This window comes from Enterobacter sp. SECR19-1250 (assembly GCF_013391025.1).
Lineage (GTDB): Bacteria > Pseudomonadota > Gammaproteobacteria > Enterobacterales > Enterobacteriaceae > Enterobacter > Enterobacter cloacae.
In genome coordinates this window covers 1-16729 of the sequence record NZ_JACASJ010000105.1, presented here as the reverse complement: position 1 = coordinate 16729, position 16729 = coordinate 1, and the positions used below count along the sequence as shown (strand labels likewise).

At 55.2% G+C, this 16729-nt stretch carries 11 protein-coding genes and 1 pseudogene; 6 read left to right on the top strand and 6 right to left on the bottom strand.

Translation table 11 applies throughout. The features are described 5' to 3' along the window. The 4 genes from HX884_RS27030 to HX884_RS21330 form a co-directional block, all read left to right on the top strand. Positions 1–255: hypothetical protein (locus HX884_RS27030; protein ID WP_218620102.1), on the top strand; the 255-nt coding region annotated here is incomplete at its 5' end. A gap of 22 nt (positions 256–277) precedes the next feature. Next, positions 278–2554 carry a primary-amine oxidase gene (gene tynA, locus HX884_RS21340; protein ID WP_178328756.1) on the top strand — a complete coding sequence of 759 codons (2277 nt, stop codon included), beginning with the start codon at positions 278–280 and terminating at the stop codon, positions 2552–2554. Positions 2555–2720: 166 nt separating this feature from the next. Then, positions 2721–4694 carry an alkyl/aryl-sulfatase gene (locus HX884_RS21335; RefSeq protein WP_178328755.1) on the top strand — a complete coding sequence of 658 codons (1974 nt, stop codon included), beginning with the start codon at positions 2721–2723 and terminating at the stop codon, positions 4692–4694. A 73-nt stretch (positions 4695–4767) separates the two neighbouring features. Further along, a complete protein-coding gene (locus HX884_RS21330) occupies positions 4768–5874 on the top strand; it encodes a GGDEF domain-containing protein (protein WP_178328754.1) in 1107 nt (368 codons plus the stop codon). Positions 5875–5973: 99 nt separating this feature from the next. Here the strand turns inward: HX884_RS21330 and HX884_RS21325 are convergent, their stop codons facing one another. Next, the gene (locus HX884_RS21325) at positions 5974–7473 is read right to left on the bottom strand and encodes an aldehyde dehydrogenase family protein (RefSeq protein ID WP_178328753.1); all 1500 of its coding nucleotides are present in this window, start codon (positions 7471–7473) and stop codon (positions 5974–5976) included. Between the two features lie 241 nt (positions 7474–7714). Between HX884_RS21325 and feaR the strand changes: the two genes are divergently transcribed. Continuing rightward, positions 7715–8623, top strand: coding sequence for a transcriptional regulator FeaR (feaR, locus tag HX884_RS21320; protein WP_029882835.1), 909 nt, complete (start codon positions 7715–7717; stop codon positions 8621–8623). On the opposite strand, the gene HX884_RS21315 is transcribed toward feaR, so the two are convergent. The 3 genes and pseudogenes from HX884_RS21315 to HX884_RS21305 all read right to left on the bottom strand — a co-directional run bounded on the left by HX884_RS21315 (position 8624) and on the right by HX884_RS21305 (position 11776). Continuing rightward, complete coding sequence (locus tag HX884_RS21315; RefSeq protein ID WP_178328752.1) at positions 8624–8941, bottom strand: YdbL family protein; 318 nt, start codon at positions 8939–8941, stop codon at positions 8624–8626. A 7-nt stretch (positions 8942–8948) separates the two neighbouring features. Further along, the gene (locus HX884_RS21310) at positions 8949–9140 is read right to left on the bottom strand and encodes a YnbE family lipoprotein (protein ID WP_020688201.1); all 192 of its coding nucleotides are present in this window, start codon (positions 9138–9140) and stop codon (positions 8949–8951) included. Then, positions 9137–11776, bottom strand: a pseudogene (locus tag HX884_RS21305) (YdbH family protein). Before HX884_RS21305 ends, HX884_RS21310 begins: the two are co-directional and overlap by 4 nt. Before the next feature lie 210 nt (positions 11777–11986). On the opposite strand from HX884_RS21305, the gene HX884_RS21300 reads away from it, so the two are divergent. Beyond that, positions 11987–12976 carry a 2-hydroxyacid dehydrogenase gene (locus HX884_RS21300; RefSeq protein ID WP_013096773.1) on the top strand — a complete coding sequence of 330 codons (990 nt, stop codon included), beginning with the start codon at positions 11987–11989 and terminating at the stop codon, positions 12974–12976. Positions 12977–13015: 39 nt separating this feature from the next. Here the strand turns inward: HX884_RS21300 and HX884_RS21295 are convergent, their stop codons facing one another. Both HX884_RS21295 and HX884_RS21290 read right to left on the bottom strand, forming a co-directional pair. Continuing rightward, positions 13016–14224, bottom strand: coding sequence for an MFS transporter (locus HX884_RS21295; RefSeq protein ID WP_178328751.1), 1209 nt, complete (start codon positions 14222–14224; stop codon positions 13016–13018). Between the two features lie 200 nt (positions 14225–14424). Beyond that, the gene (locus tag HX884_RS21290; RefSeq protein WP_249166296.1) at positions 14425–16620 is read right to left on the bottom strand and encodes a bifunctional diguanylate cyclase/phosphodiesterase; all 2196 of its coding nucleotides are present in this window, start codon (positions 16618–16620) and stop codon (positions 14425–14427) included. Positions 16621–16729 lie beyond the last annotated feature (109 nt).

Here is a 16729-nt window from a genome sequence, read left to right as displayed (position 1 = left end):
CTCTCCCTCAAGGGAGAGGGGGTCCTCCGTGCAGGCATTATTTTATGGGGATCCCCCAACCCGATGGGAGAGGGAATTGTTCACTGCGCGTATCAATTTGTGGAGCCTCATCAGTGCGCCTGGATAGAGGAAAAGGCTCGGCATGTGATTTATTCCCGGTCTTTTTTTAACCTGGCAAGACTGACAAATAACCTGGCAGATGCAGGCAAACGCTTTTTTCACGCGCCTGTCAGGATAAGACTCACAACACAATAAACACAACAAGATGAGGTCTACGATGAGAAGCAATTCTTCATTTTCTGCCCGTAGAACGGCACTGGCTCTGGCCGTTGCGCTCTGCTGTGCCTGGCAATCTCCCGTTTTCGCTCACGGCAGTGAGGCGCATATGGTCCCTATGGACAAAACGCTGGCAGATTTTGGCGCAGAGGTACAATGGGATGATTACGCACAGATGTTCACCATTGCGAAAGACGGTGCGTTCGTAAAGGTGAAGCCAGGCGCTAACACCGCCATCGTTAACGGCAAACCCCTTGCGCTGTCGGTGCCGGTAGTGATGAAAGACAACAAGGCCTTTATCTCGGACACCTTTATCAATGACATCTTCCAGTCCGGCCTCGACCAGACGTTCCAGGTTGAGAAAAGCCCCCATCCGCTTAATGCATTAACGGCGGATGAGATTAAGCAAGCCGTGGCGATCGTCAAAGCCTCAAAGGATTTTAAACCTAACACCCGCTTCACCCAGATTGCCCTGGCCGAGCCCGCGAAAGCCAAAGTGTGGGACTTTGTGCTGAACGGCACAGCGGTGGATGCCCCGCGTCAGGCGAATATCACCATGCTGGACGGCAAACACGTCATCGAAAGTCGTGTAGACCTGAAGGATAAGAAAATCCTGCGCTGGGAGGCCGTAAAGGATGCGCACGGCATGGTGCTGCTGGATGATTTCGCCACCGTGCAGCAAATCATCAACGAGAGCCCGGAATTTGCTGAGGTGCTGAAAAAACGCGGCATCAGCGATACGAAGAACGTGATCACGACCCCACTGACCGTCGGCTATTTTGACGGCAAAGACGGCCTGAAGCAGGAAGACCGTCTGCTGAAAGTGGTGAGCTATCTGGATGTGGGCGACGGTAACTACTGGGCACACCCGATTGAGAATCTGGTGGCGGTGGTTGATCTCGAACAGAAGAAGATCCAGAAAATTGAAGAAGGCGCGGTTGTTCCGGTGCCCATGACTCCGCGTCCGTATGATGGCCGTGACCGCATCGAAACACCGAAAAAACCGCTTGAGATCATCGAACCGGAAGGCAAGAACTACACCATTACCGGCGACATGGTGCACTGGCAGAACTGGGATTTCCACCTGAGCCTGGACTCCCGCGTGGGGCCGATGATCTCGACCGTCATTTACAACGACAACGGTAAGAAACGCCAGGTCATGTATCAGGGCTCCCTGGGCGGGATGATCGTCCCTTACGGCGATCCGGATGTGGGCTGGTACTTTAAAGCCTATCTCGATTCGGGCGACTATGGCATGGGCACCCTGACCTCCCCGCTGGTGCGCGGCAAAGATGTGCCGTCCAACGCCGTGATGCTTAATGAAACCATCCCGGATTACACCGGTACGCCGATGGAGATCCCACGTGCCATCGCCATTTTCGAGCGCTACGCCGGGCCTGAATATAAGCATCAGGAGATGGGCAAGCCAAACGTCAGCACCGAACGCCGTGAACTGGTGGTGCGCTGGGTAAGCACCGTTGGCAACTACGATTACATCTTCGACTGGGTATTCCACGAAAACGGCACCATCGGCATTGATGCCGGAGCCACCGGGATTGAAGCCGTGAAAGGCGTGCAGGCCAAAACGATGCATGACGCCACTGCCAAAGACGACACCCGATACGGCACCTTAATCGATCACAACATCGTCGGTACCACCCACCAGCACATCTATAACTTCCGTCTCGATATGGATGTGGATGGCATCGACAATAAACTGGTGGCGATGGATCCGCAGGTGAAACCGAACACGGCTGGCGGCCCGCGTACCAGTACCATGCAGGTCAATCAGTACGATATCGATACCGAACAGCAGGCGGCGCAGAAATTCGATCCGGGTACCATTCGCCTGCTGAGCAACACCCGCAAAGAGAACCGTATGGGGAACCCGGTCTCGTACCAGATCATCCCTTATGCGGGCGGCACACACCCGGTAGCCACGGGCGCGAAGTTTGCACCGGACGAGTGGATCTACCATCGCCTGAGCTTTATGGATAAACAGCTGTGGGTGACGCGTTACCATCCTGACGAAATGTACCCGGAAGGGAAATTCCCGAACCGCTCCACGCACGATACGGGGCTGGGTCAGTACAGCAAAGACAATGAGTCACTCACTAATCAGGACGATGTGGTCTGGATGACCACCGGAACCACGCACGTTGCCCGCGCGGAAGAGTGGCCCATCATGCCAACGGAATGGGTGCATACATTGCTTAAGCCGTGGAACTTCTTTGACGAAACGCCAACGCTTGGCAGAAAAAAAGACGAACAGAAATAATCACCGACCGGGCGTAATGCCCGGTTTTTTATTCATTTATTTGCCGAATCTCTCAGCCTGATTATAGTTATTTAACCACTCATTCTAATGACATCTTTTCAAACATTTTCAGCCAGGACACGACGTTTAATCACCGTAACGTAGTACTTTCTCTGAGAGGTTTTAGATGAAATTGAATTTGATTGTCAGAAGTCTTGCTCTGGCTGGGCTTTTCGTTTCCGTCAGTCCCTCTTATGCCGCCGAAGCCCCAAAGGACGCGACCGCGGCGACGCAACAGGCGAATAATGCCCTTTTCAACCAACTTCCTTTCTCCGATAACACCGACTTCACCAATGCACATAAAGGGTTTATTGCCCCACTGCCGCAGGAGATTATCAAAGGGGAGCAAGGGAATGTTATCTGGGATCCGCAACAGTACGCCTTTATTAAAGAGGGTGATAAAGCACCGGATTCCGTTAATCCCAGTTTATGGCGTCAATCTCAGCTGATTAATATCAGTGGCCTGTTCGAAGTGACCGACGGGGTATATCAGATCCGCAACCTCGATCTGTCGAATATGACGATTATCGAAGGTAAAGAAGGAATTACCGTGGTCGATCCGCTGGTATCAGCAGAAACCGCAAAAGTCGGCATGGATCTGTATTACAAAAACCGGGGTAAAAAGCCGGTGGTCGCCATCATCTATACCCACAGCCATGTGGATCATTACGGCGGCGTTCGCGGCGTGGTGGATGAAGCTGACGTGAAATCCGGGAAAGTGAAAGTCTATGCCCCGTCCGGGTTTATGGAAGCCGCTGTGGCTGAAAATATCATGGCGGGCAACGTCATGAGCCGTCGCGCCAGTTACATGTACGGCAACCTGCTGAAACCCGATGCCAAAGGACAAGTGGGTGCGGGGCTGGGTACCACGACCTCTGCCGGTACCGTTACCCTGATCGCACCGACCAACATCATTGAGAAAGATGGTCAGAAAGAGGTTATCGACGGGCTGACCTATGATTTTATGCTGGCACCGGGCTCAGAAGCGCCTTCAGAGATGCTCTGGTATATCGAAGAGAAAAAGGTCATTGAATCTGCCGAGGATGTCACTCACACGCTGCATAATACCTATTCGCTGCGCGGCGCAAAAATTCGTGAACCGCTGCCCTGGTCGAAGTATATCAACCAGGCAATTGTCCGCTGGGGTGACAAAGCAGAGATCATCATGGCACAGCACCACTGGCCAACCTGGGGCAACGACAATGTGGTCAAGCTGCTGAAGAGTCAGCGCGATCTTTACCGTTACATTAACGATCAGACGCTGCGCATGGCGAACGAAGGTCTGACGCGCGATGAAATTGCCGCGAATTTCACCCTCCCTGACTCGCTGGCCCATACCTGGGCTAACCGGGGCTACTATGGTTCAGTCAGTCACGACGTAAAAGCCACCTATGTCCTTTATCTGGGCTGGTTTGACGGCAACCCGGCAACGCTTGATGAGCTACCTCCTGTTGATGCTGCGAAGAAATTCGTGGAGTACATGGGAGGTGCTGACGCCATTCTGAGTAAAGCCAAAACCGACTACGACCAGGGCAACTACCGCTGGGTGGCACAGGTGGTCAGTAAAGTGGTCTTTGCCGATCCGAACAACCAGGCCGCGCGTAACCTGGAAGCGGATGCGCTGGAGCAGCTCGGCTACCAGGCTGAATCCGGGCCGTGGCGTAACTTCTACCTCACCGGTGCGCAGGAGCTGCGTAACGGCGTCGTGAAAGGCCCAACGCCAAACACGGCAAGCCCTGATACCGTTCGGGCGATGACGCCGGAAATGTTCTTCGACTATCTGGCTGTGCATATTAATGGTCAAAAAGCCGGGGACGCAAAATCGGTATTTAATATCGATCTGGGCAGCGATGGAGGTAAATATAAGCTTGAGCTGGAAAACGGCGTGTTGAATCACACGGCCAATGCCGAAGCGAAGGACGCCGATGCGACGCTCACGCTGAACAGAGACACGCTTAACAAGATCATCCTCAAGGAAATTACGCTGAAACAGGCGCAGGACAGTGGCGATGTCAAAATCAGCGGTGACAGTACCAAACTTGATGCCATGCTTGGCTACATGGATAAGTTTGATTTCTGGTTTAATATTGTGACGCCGTAACATCGCGGATTTACGGGCGGTTTACCCGCCCGCTTTTATTTCTCTTTCTCCCTGGACGGGGTAAACATCATAAATGGAAAAAAGAAAAAACCTCCCCCCCGAACGAGCCACCTGGCCTACACGTCAGGCCATGGTGCATCACGGGCTGGCGATGAACCTGCCCTGGCTGGCCTTTGTAAACGTCAGCTTTGCCCTGATGATCCTGCTGCGCCACATCCTGCTGGAAAACAGCGCGGTGCTATATCCCGGTTCACAACACCTGACCCGGATTGTCGATGCCTCAATGCTGGGCATTATTATACTGTCCGCTGCATTAATTCTGATGGCCTGGCGCCGTATCGCCGGGATAAGCGAAGTGCTGTTTGTCTGCAGTGCCTTCTGGTCGATGTGCAGTTACTGGTTCATTACCGCCCTGCACCTTCCCCACGTCTGGCCGCTGTGCGTGATTTTATTGCTCTCCGGTTTGACGGCGCTCTATTTTTACCCGGAGGGATTACTCTCGTTTGTGCTCCCGCTCTGGCTCACCTTGCCGGTCGCCAGCTGGGTGCTGAATGATGGCCTTAATCTGCGCTTTGTCACCATCTGGAGCGTATTCACGCTGATTATGCTTTGCGGGCGGTTTATCCTGTTAAGCTGGTTTGACGAGGCCTGGCGGCGGAATCAGCAAAACCAGCTGTTAATCTCCAGGCTCGATGCGCTGGCGCACCAGGATCCCCTCACCAAAACCGCCAATCGCCGGATGATGGAAGTGGTGCTGGAGAATGCCGTTGAGCAGAATAAAGCCTTCTCGCTGATCATGCTGGATATCGATTATTTCAAGCTTTATAACGATACCTACGGACATCAGGCCGGTGACGACTGTCTGACACGCGTGGCGCAGGTGCTGAAGCAGGCCGTGCGCACCCCGGACGATGTGGTGTCACGCTACGGCGGAGAAGAATTTGTGGTGATCCTGTTTAATTGCCCGGAGAACGTTGCACAGCAGGTTGCCCGCCGCATTCAGGACGGCCTGCGCGCGGCGGCGATACCGCACGGTGCGTCCAAAGTCAGTGAGCATGTGACCGTCAGCATGGGGATTGCAGGAATTGCACCGGGCCTGGCGGGCCCGGAACTGATCGCCCGCGCCGATGCGGCGCTGTACCGCGCGAAAGAGGCCGGGCGGGATCGGTGGTCGTTGTAAAACTAGCCCGCCAGGGCCTGATGCCCTCACCCTGACCCTCTCCCACGGGAGAGGGAACAAACACTAAAAAGGCAACCTCCCGGTTGCCTTTTGCTTTTATTAATAGCGCACGCACACCGATTTGGTTTCACACCAGCCGTCCAGCCAGTCCGGGCCGAAGTCGCGTCCGGTGCCGGATTGCTTCATGCCGCCGAACGGCAGGTTGGCGTCAATCAGCGTATGGCTGTTCACCCAGACGGTACCCGCCTGCAATCTGTCGGTATACTCCAGCGCCTTACTGATATTCTGCGTCCAGACGCTGGCGGTCAGGCCATATTCGGTATCGTTGGCAAGGGTTAACGCCTCTTCGCCGTCGGCTACGCGTACCAGGTTGACCACCGGGCCGAATACCTCTTCGCGGGTCAGCCGGAGTCCCGGATCCGGGTTGACCACCAGCGTCGGCGAGATGTAATACCCTTTTCCGTCCGGGCCACGGTTACCGGTGATCAGCTCTGCATTGCGCGATTTTGCTTCATCCAGGAAGGTCTGCACCTTGACGCAGTGAGCGCGGGACACCAGCGGGTTGATAAACGCCTCCGGCGACATGCCCGGCCCCACGCTCAGGGATTTCACCGCCTGCTCAAACCCGCTGACCAGCGTGTCAAAAAGCGGCGCTTCTATATAGATACGCGAGCTCGCGGCGCAGACCTGGCCCTGATTAAGGAAGCTGCCGGTCATCAGCCCCTCAATCACCCACGCCGGATCGGCGTCTTTCAGCACGATGGCCGGGTTTTTGCCGCCCAGTTCCAGCGTCACGCCGGTCAGCGTGTCCGCCGCCGCACGGGCAATCTGTTTCCCCGTCGCCGTGGAGCCGGTGAAGCTTACTTTGGCAATATGCGGATGCGAGGTCAGCGCTGCACCGCACACCGCGCCGCTTCCGGTCACCACGTTAAACACACCGTCAGGGATACCTGCTTCGCTCGCCAGTTCCGCCACCCGCAGCATGGTCAGCGGCGTGGTTTCTGATGGCTTAATGACGATAGAGCAACCCGCTGCCAGCGCAGGCATCACCTTCCACATGCCGATCATCAGCGGGAAGTTCCACGGCACAATCCCGGCCACCACGCCCACCGGCTCTTTACGCGTCCACGCCTGATAGCGTGCGCCTTGCGGCAAGGGAATGGAGATATCGAGCGTTTTGCCGGTTATTTTGGTGGTCAGCCCGGCGGTATAGCGCATCCAGTTCAGGGTGCAACCCACTTCAAAGAGACGGGAAATATTGATGGATTTGCCCTGCTCCAGCGTTTCAAGCTGGGCCAGCTCCTCGCTGTGCTGCTCCACCAGGTCGGCAAAGCGCAGCAGGATGCGCTCGCGCTCTGCCGGTAATTTCCCGGCCCAGGTGCGGGCGACAAAGGCTCGCCAGCCGGACATCACCGCGCGGTCGACATCATCGACGCTGGCATCTGCCGTAGAGGCGATAACCTCCCCGGTGGCCGGGTTATAAATATTCAACCGTTTTTCACTCTCCGACGCGGCCTGCCGCCCCTCAATCCACAGCCCGTGATGTCGGTCCAGAAACTGCTGTACGCCTGGCTGGATGGCGACCTGTGATTCAGACATAGGGTACTCCTTCGTTATTATTCGTAGGGTGTTACTGCAGTCTAAGAGGCCTTTCGCATTCCCGCTTTTGTCTGTGTGACATTCGCTTTGCCACCTGTGACAGGTGCCGCAATTCGTGATAATTCCGCCTTATAACGCTGTTACCGGTGAGTGTTCTTCCCTATAGTCAGCCTCATGACTCTGACAAAACGCAACACAAATGCAACAATGCGAAAACATTGATGGCGCAGCGAGATAAACGATGGCATGTGTAAGCGAACAGGAACGGTATCAGCAGTGGCTGGCGCAAATTAACCATGTCTGCGGGCGCTTTAACGCGCGTCCTTTAGAGGGGGAATTCTTCGGCGAGCTGGAAACCAGCTACGCCCGAAGCCTGAAGTTAAGCACCGTCACCGCAGGCGGGGTTAACCTGTTCCGCTCCCGTCAGGAGATCGCTCAGAGCAATGATGCCTGGTTTTATACCGTGTTCCAGCTTGAAGGCAGCGCGCAGATTGAGCAGGACGATCGCCGCGCGGTGCTGAACGCCGGCGACATTACGCTTCTTGATGCCGCGCGTCCCTGCTCCATCAACTGGCAGCAAAAATCCCGTCAGATTTCCCTGCTGGTTCCCCGTCAGATTATTGAGCAACAGTGTCGTTTTCAGGAGGTAAGCTGCGCCCTCGCGCTCTCCCGCTCGTTGCCAACCGTACAGCTAAGCCATCGCCTGCTACTGGAGAGCATGGGAAATGCCAACCTGAGTGACCGGGAGAGCGAAGCCGCGCTGGAAGCGATGATCTGCCTGCTCCGCCCGGCGTTTCAGCAGCGCGACGCGGTGCAGCCGCGTAAGGAGCGCCAGTTCAGGAACGTTCTGTCGCTGATTGATGACCATATTCAGTCGGAATCCCTGCGTCCGGAATGGATTGCCGCAGAGAGCGGCATGTCGGTGCGCAGCCTGTACCGCATGTTTGCCGATAAGGGGCTGGTGGTAGCGCAGTACATCAAAAATCGTCGGCTGGATCTGTGCGCGCAGGTGTTGCGCTCCGCCAGCGACGAGGAAAAGCTGGCGGGAATTGGCTACAGCTGGGGGTTTGCCGACCATAGCCATTTTTCAACGGCGTTTAAGCAGCGTTTTGGCGTCTCACCGGGCGAGTACCGCAAGCGTTTTCGCTGATTACTTCTTCAGCCATTTTCCGTTAATGCCCTTCACGTATTCTCCCGGCTGCGCGCGGGCCACCAGCTTTTGCCCGGCCATCTTCGCCACTTCATCAACCGGCAGGTTATTGCTGTCCGCCAGCTTCTGGTAGCTTTCCGTACGCGCCGCGTTGATGCGGCTCACCAGCGCCAGCGTTTCGGGAACTTGTTTCACCGGGGCAAGATACCCGCTCAGGGTTTCCCCGACACGCCCCTGCGCCCGGGCCTCGTTTAAGGTCAGGGTTGCCGCCTGCACGTTCAAGCCCAGCGCCAGTAACATCAGAGCTAATCGTTTCATGGCGTCCTCAGAACAGATCGCTGCGCGATTTCAGCAGGGTTTCAACGTCTTTATCGACTTTAATGTGGATCTCATGTTCGATTTTGACGTTCATATTGATGGTGATCGGCTCCTTCGGCGCAGCGACTTCAATGCGCGGCGTACAGCCGGTCAAGAGCGCGGCAACGGCGACGGTGAGTACACCAGCCCTCATTTTCATTGTTGTTCCTCACTTTCCTTGCCAGTCGAACTGCGGATACCAGGTAGCGCCGCGTGTTGCTCAAACCAGGTTTGTAGATTGTCTCCAAAGCGCAGGCTACGCCAGAGAGTAAAGACGTTCTCGTCATGGGTGTAGTTAAGATTTACGGAGCTGCTTTTGCCATCAACCCGGCTGGTGCCTTTGAGGGTCGCCTGCATGGTTAATTCACCCAGATTATCTAAATTGAGTCTTGTCCACGACTGTGAAATTTCCATATAGCGGAGCCAGTTAATCGCTGCCCCTGCAACCATATTATCGTTGACGATGGCATCAGCGGTGTCTTTATCAATACGCAGCGTCATCGGCCCCGGGTTGGTTAGCCAGCCATCTTTAATGATCCATTTTTCATTGTCCAGCCAGAACGGTAGCGCCCCGCTTACCGGGCCAGACAGGGCAAACTGCTTCGGATTAATGGCGCTGATCAGCTCGCTGGAGGAGATGTTGTCCACGCGCAGCAGCGCCGGGTCATGCTGCGGCATTCTGAGCTGCTGCATGGTGATTTTCCCGCCGAGGGTCTCCACCTTGACGTTGGTCAGCAGCAGCGGGTTTTCCTCGCTCCACGGATAGTCACCCTGCAGGTCTGCGGTAATGTTGCGCGCGGTCACCAGGTTTTCCACTTCGCCAATGCGCAGCGTAACGGGGCCGCGCGTGCCCAGCGACCAGGTGCCCTCGCTAAAACGGAACGGCAGCACAAAATCCACGCCGTTGATCTGGTTGTCTGGCATCCAGGCGCTACCGGATTTCAGCACGCCGTGGCCGCCAGCTTCAAAGCCCTGATCGGCAGCGGCAGAGAAGGCCACCTGCGCATAAAGCTCACCGTCGCGCAGCGTCATTTTCCAGTCTGGCGGGATCAGTGGCTGGAACACGGTAAGGGATTATTTTGGCCACCAGGCCTGACCGCGAAGGCGTTCCCCGTCCCAGCGACCGTTAACCTGCACCGGGCCGATGGCCTCGGCATGCAGATCGCCTTTAAACTGGAATATCGTCGGGTCTGTTCCGTCAACGCTGAAGGTCAGCACCGACGGTGGCAACACGCTGCCGCCCGCAAAACGGGTCTCTCCGGCATTGAGCGACAGCGCACCGCTAAATGTCGGCGTGACAGGGTCACGAACCCAGCGTACCGGTTTATCCAGCACCAGACGCGGTTTACTGACTTCCATGGTGCCGTACTGCAGCTTGTCAAAGCCGGTAGAGAGCGCGGTCAGCTCGATGAGCTTGTCGCGCCATTCGCCTTTCCCGGCCACATCCCAGCGCGCGTTCATTGGCGTAAACCCGCCTTTGCCCCAGTAGCGCCACTGCCACAGGCCGTTATCGGGTAAAAAGTCGTTGGCCTGGCCGTCCAGGTGGAGTTCAAAATCTCCCATCTCGTTCTCGTGGGCGCGCAGAATCGCCTGCAGACGGCCATCCACGCCCTTTTGCGTGAGCTTCACGCCCGCCAGCGGCCAGCGAATTTCGTCGATATCCAGCGAATCAATAATGCGTCCGCGCGAACGCAGCAGCGCGCCCGGCTCAAAGGCAAGCTGCGGATCGTTCAGACTGCCGGTCAGTCTGGCCGGGAGTCTGGCGTAAAGCACCAGATCGTCCTGTTTGGCCTCGCCGCTCAGGTGAAGCGGCATGTCGCTGTTTTCCAGGCTGAGCCTGCCCGGCCCGAGATTCAGCACGGCGTTACCCTTCCCGGCATCGCCCTGAGTCAGAACATTGAGGCGTCCGGTAAAGGTGGCTTTTTCAAGCCCCTGCTGCCAGTTATCCACCCGGAGACCCACGCGGCCGCTCATCGGCATGCCGGACAGGTTCCAGTTCCAGCGTCCGTCGCTGATATTCAGCTGTTGTGCCGTGATCTGCCACGGTAAATCGAGCAGCGGATCGGGGTTATCCCGCGCCATCACCAGCAGTTGCCCCTGATTCTCCTCCCAGTCCAGATCGGCATCGACCAGCGAGGTGAGCTGTGGCACGTTAAAAGTCGCGACCGCATGGCCTTTCACCGGCACGCCATCCGGCACCAGCGGCAGGGTAAACTCACCCACCAGTTTTACGGGCGGCACCTGGCCGGGGAGTTGTACATCAAGCTGACTGACCGAGAGAGTCTGGCCGCGTAGCTGCCCTTTGAAACTGACCTGCTCACCGTTGTAGGTCACCGCCTGTACCGCAGGCGTCAGTGAGGCATGCAGTTCCCCTTCCCACTGTTGCCAGGGAGACAGGGTAAGACGGCGGATAGTGAGCCAGGTATTAGGCAGCACCGACTGCCATTGTGCCAGGGTTTTTGGCGCAACGGTTGAGGGGGCAGACTGGGGAATTTTACTGAGGCACACTGTGTTAAGTTCAAGCGCACCAATATCCAGATTCCAGCGGCTGGGGTGCGACAGCGTGGCGTTTTCAACCCTGGCAATCTCGCAATCCTCAACCAGATAGCGCAGATTGGGGATCACCAGCGCGTGACGGGTCAGTTTGGGGCTTTCCTCAAAGGCGATACGTGTACCGACAGGCAACCAGATACCGGCGAGGGTCGGTACCCACTGGGCGAGCGTCATCAGCAGCGTCAGCGGCAATAAAATCAACAGCAATAAGAGCGCAATCGCGGCTTTGTATTTACCCTTCATGGGCAGTTAATATCCTGATTTAGCGAGAGAATTAAGCCGACAGTGCCGATCATTGTCGCATGTTTAGTCAATCAGTTGAAGTAAATGCCAGTTTTAAGAATAGATGCTCTAAAATAATTGATAGAACTTATTGATTTAAATAATATTTTAGAAATTGTAAGATTATTTTAATCATGCTAACGTGGATGTAAAATCACTGGAGAAAGTCTTATGAAACTCGCGGTATATAGCACAAAGCAGTACGACAAAAAGTATCTGCAACATGTTAACGAGGCTTACGGGTTCGATCTTGAATTTTTCGACTTTCTGCTGACCGAAAAAACCGCTAAAACGGCGCACGGCTGTGAAGGCGTCTGCATCTTCGTGAACGATGACGGTAGTCGTCCGGTACTGGAAGAGCTGAAAAAGCACGGCGTAAAGTATATCGCCCTGCGCTGCGCGGGCTTCAATAACGTCGATCTTGATGCGGCGAAAGAGCTGGGGCTGAAGGTGGTTCGCGTTCCGGCCTACTCCCCGGAAGCGGTCGCGGAACATGCTGTGGGTATGATGATGTCCCTGAACCGTCGTATTCACCGCGCTTATCAGCGTACCCGAGATGCAAACTTCTCGCTGGAAGGACTGACCGGCTTTACCATGTACGGTAAAACCGCAGGCGTGATCGGTACCGGTAAAATCGGCGTGGCCGCCCTGCGCATTCTGAAAGGCTTTGGTATGCGCCTGCTGGCGTTTGACCCGTACCCAAGCGCAGCCGCGCTGGAGCTGGGCGTGGAATATGTCGATCTCCCGACCCTATTCTCCCAGTCTGACGTGATCTCCCTGCACTGCCCGCTCACACCGGAAAACTACCACCTGTTGAATCAGACCGCGTTTGAGCAGATGAAAGACGGCGTGATGATCATCAACACCAGCCGCGGCGGGTTAATTGACTCTCAGGCGGCAATTGAAGCGCTGAAAACCCAGAAAATTGGCGCGCTGGGGATGGACGTGTATGAGAACGAACGCGATCTGTTCTTTGAAGACAAGTCTAACGACGTCATTCAGGACGACGTGTTCCGTCGCCTGTCAGCCTGCCATAACGTACTGTTTACCGGGCACCAGGCGTTCCTGACCGCAGAGGCGCTGATCAGCATTTCCGAAACCACGCTGGGGAATTTACAGCAACTGGAAAACGGCGAAGCGTGTCCTAACGAGATAGTCTAAGCCTGGCATGCCGGGTGGCGGTTGCGCCCGGCACATACGCTACGCCCCGTCCGGGGTGTTATCGGTCTGCCCGGTCCGGTTCGGGAAACGCCACCAGAGCAGGACCGCCGCCAGGGCAATGGCGCTCAGCACACTGAAGGCCGTCGCAAAAGAGTAGTGTCCGGCGATCGTCCCGGTTAACGCAGGGCTCATCGATGCGCCACCCCCCTGCATCAGCATTACCACGCTCTGCCCGGCATTAACGTGCCCGCTCCCACGCAAAAGCACCACGATAAATGACGGCACCACCACGCCCAGGATCCCGGCGGCAAGACCATCAAGAATTTGTACCGGGATCATCATAAACGGTGCATCGGTAGACGCAGCCAGCGCCGCGCGTACCGGCATGATTAACAGCGCCAGCATGATTAAACGCCAGTAACCATCGCGTTCGATTCTCCTGGAGGCCAGGATAGCCACCGGGATCATCACCGCCTGCGAAATAATCACCGTCGCCGCAGCAAACACGCCGGGATTAACGCTGGCCGGTGCGGCAGCGACCCGCATGCTGAGCATCGGCAACAGGGCCGCATTCGCCAGATGGAACAACAGCAGCGTCAGCCCGGTCACGAACAGGGCTCTGTTTTTCATCAGTACCGCAAAACCCGGCACCGGCTGATGTTCTGACGCGTTCAGGCCACGCGCCGCCTCGTTGTCGATATCCTTGTTGCGTATCGCCAGCAGCGAACAGAGCGTTAACAGCGTTGTACAGGTCATCAGCAGGAAGATGCCCCCAATGCCCCAGTACCACGCAATGCACCCGGCGATCAGTGCCGTGAGGAAATTTCCACCGTGATTGAACGCCTCATTTTTGCCCATCTGCGCGCTAAACCCGCTCTGCCCCGTCAGCCCCAGAGTGATCCCGGTGATAATTGGCCCCACGAACGCCGCGCAGATCCCGGTGACAATTTGCGAGAGCGCGACAACGCCACTCTGCTGGCTAAACCAGAGCAGCAGCGTACTCAGGGTGATCAGCAAACAGAGCAGCGCCAGAACGGAACGTTTGTTTTTGGTGGTGTCGGTGATGAACCCCGCCGGCAGCGTGGCCAGAAGTCCTGCCAGACCTCCGGCGGTCATCAGCAAGCCGATGTCATCCGGCGTCCAGTGCCGCTGCGTCAGGAAGATACCGAGAAAAGGACCGAGACCGTCACGGACGTCAGCGATAAAAAAACTCGTCAGGCACAACGCCCGCAGTGAACGAAGAGACATACTTCCTGCCTTTTGTCTGGATGGCTGGCTCGGTTAGCGGCGGCCTGAATCTCAAGTTCGCCGGGAAATCAAAACGTTGAGCCGAGTTTATCAGCCAGACGTCAGAGCGAAAACTACGCGATTTGATTACAGGCACGCCGGGTAACGCTGCGCTTACCCGGCCTGCCGGATCAGCAGGCCCAGGCAAGCAGCAAGTACCCTTAATAAATTACGTGGTTGGTTTTTAGATTTAAATCTGCAATCGCCGCCGGTTTGCCGAGTAAATATCCCTGGACTTCGTCACACTTATTTTTCTTCAGGAACGACAATTGTTCTACGGTTTCGACACCTTCTGCGGTGACCTCCATGGAATAGGCTTTACCCAGATCGATGATCTTCTCGACCACCGACTGGTTCTGTGTCGAATCCCCTAAAGAAAAAATAAAGCTTTTATCGAGCTTTAAGCCATCAAACTGGAACTTCCGCAGATAGCTCAGAGAGGCATAGCCGGTACCGAAATCATCAATCAGAATACGCACCCCCATTTTTTTCAGGGCCATCATGGTCTGCAACGTTTTCTCTGGATTAGAGAGCGTGACATTTTCAGTCACCTCTATTTCCAGCCGGGTAGGCTCAAGCCCGGTTTCATCAAGAATAGCTTTTATTCTTTCGGCGAGATCGCTTGCCTGGAATTCAATGGCTGAAATATTGACTGAAACCGAAAGCCCCGGCAGTTTTTCATGCGTCTCTGTACAGGCCTTACGAATGACCCAGTTGCTGAGGTTGATGATGAGCCCCGTTTCTTCAGCGAGTGGAATAAACTGATCGGGCATCATGTTTCCGCGTTCAGGATGCTGCCAGCGAACCAGGGCTTCTACGGCATCGATGCGTGAATGTCTGAGGTTATAACGCGGCTGATAAACCAGATAGAGCTGGTCTTCCCGAATTGCGGTCTTCAGCGCTAATTCCAGCTTTCTGCGCTCGGTCAGCTTTTCCGACATATCCTGACGATAATAGACCCATCGGTTTCGACCGGATTGTTTAGCCTGATAAAGCGCAATATCAGCATAGCGTAAAAGGTCGTTTGCACTGGTACTGTCCTGGGGAGCCAGAGCAATGCCCATGCTGACGCCGATGGTCACATCATTGCCATCAATGGTGAACGGGCGGTTGAGTTCTTGCACGATGCGATGACACACTTCTTCTATGTGGTCCAGGTGCCGGGTGTTGTCGAGAAGCAGCATAAATTCGTCCCCGCCCTGTCGTGCGACAAAATCACCGCGACGAGCACATTTTTTAAGCCGTAAGGCAACCTCGCCAAGCAGGGCATCGCCCGTTGAGTGGCCGAAAATATCATTCACGGGTTTAAACTTGTCCAAATCAAGGCAAATCATGGCAAAAGGAGAATTGTGGATATCCTCTTTAGCCAACTGTCCTGTGAGGAACTCCTTAATATGATACCGGTTGGGAAGGCCCGTTAATTCGTCATGGCGTGACAGAAACTCAACACGTTTGGTGGCTTCCACTTCCAGAGAAACATCCGATGCCGCCCCCCGTAAAACCACCGTGCCATCAGGCTGAGCAGAGAATTTTGCCAGAAGAGTGCAGTACGAAGTCGACCGTTGAGCGTTAGTGTACGGGCAGTTCTTAAATTCAAAGCGCCCCGATAACTCACGCCGCCTGACGCACGTATTTAATAAACCGTTTGTCGAAGGAAAAAGCGCATCCAGCTTGCGTCCCAGCCACTGACTCTCGTCATAGCCCGTGACAGTCGTAAAACGCCCTGATAGCCAGGTGATCGTTAACGATAAATCCGTTTCCCAGAACCAGTCACTGGTTGTTTCACTGACATCCCTGAAGCGTTTTTCACTGGTAATCAGATTTAACCGAGCCTGCTCAAGGAGAAAGATATTTTCGTCATGAATTTTTGCCTTATGCAAAATATGACGCATCAGGATCACCGTCAGCACGAGGGTCAGAAGGACAGACAGAATGAGCAAGGGTAAAAAATAAATGATCAATGCCTGGCCAGGGTTTTCTGTGTCCCAGACAATGTGGACTGGGCCATTCTGGGTACGTAACGTTAATGCTGTCAGACTGTCTGTCTCAGCAAGGGCGTCAGAAGAGACCGCGCGGACGTTTTCGATCCCTGCATCGTGCCCAATCGCAACCAGTTTCTTAGCCGTTAAGGTGTCGATAAACAACATGGTTGATGGCTTACCGGGCAACGGCAGCACGCTGGTATCATCTCCCGTCGTTATCCATGCCGCAGAAACTATGGCGGGGACGGAATGGATAAGCGTGAGCATGGAGACCGGCAGTCCATTTTTACTGCCCGTCTCACTGAGTAAATGGTCTATGGTGGATTGATCTAACCAGCGTTCCAGCTCTTCGTGCTTCAGTTTCCCGTCAAGCACGCTGTAACGGGTGGTTCCCTCCGGGGACAATACAAACACACCTTCGTAGCCAAAGTGACTTTGTTGAATAAATCGAACTTTTGCTGAGTTGAAGGATCAGATCACGCAT

Excerpts from the sequence above, each read along its gene's own strand:
- HX884_RS21295 (WP_178328751.1), bottom strand. The coding sequence starts at position 14,224 with ATGTCTCTTCGTTCACTGCGGGCGTTGTGCCTGACGAGTTTTTTTATC.
- HX884_RS21310 (WP_020688201.1), bottom strand. The coding sequence starts at position 9,140 with ATGAAAATGAGGGCTGGTGTACTCACCGTCGCCGTTGCCGCGCTCTTG.
- HX884_RS21325 (WP_178328753.1), bottom strand. The coding sequence starts at position 7,473 with ATGTCTGAATCACAGGTCGCCATCCAGCCAGGCGTACAGCAGTTTCTG.
- feaR (WP_029882835.1), top strand. The coding sequence starts at position 7,715 with ATGGCATGTGTAAGCGAACAGGAACGGTATCAGCAGTGGCTGGCGCAA.
- HX884_RS21315 (WP_178328752.1), bottom strand. The coding sequence starts at position 8,941 with ATGAAACGATTAGCTCTGATGTTACTGGCGCTGGGCTTGAACGTGCAG.
- HX884_RS21330 (WP_178328754.1), top strand. The coding sequence starts at position 4,768 with ATGGAAAAAAGAAAAAACCTCCCCCCCGAACGAGCCACCTGGCCTACA.
- tynA (WP_178328756.1), top strand. The coding sequence starts at position 278 with ATGAGAAGCAATTCTTCATTTTCTGCCCGTAGAACGGCACTGGCTCTG.
- HX884_RS21335 (WP_178328755.1), top strand. The coding sequence starts at position 2,721 with ATGAAATTGAATTTGATTGTCAGAAGTCTTGCTCTGGCTGGGCTTTTC.
- HX884_RS21300 (WP_013096773.1), top strand. The coding sequence starts at position 11,987 with ATGAAACTCGCGGTATATAGCACAAAGCAGTACGACAAAAAGTATCTG.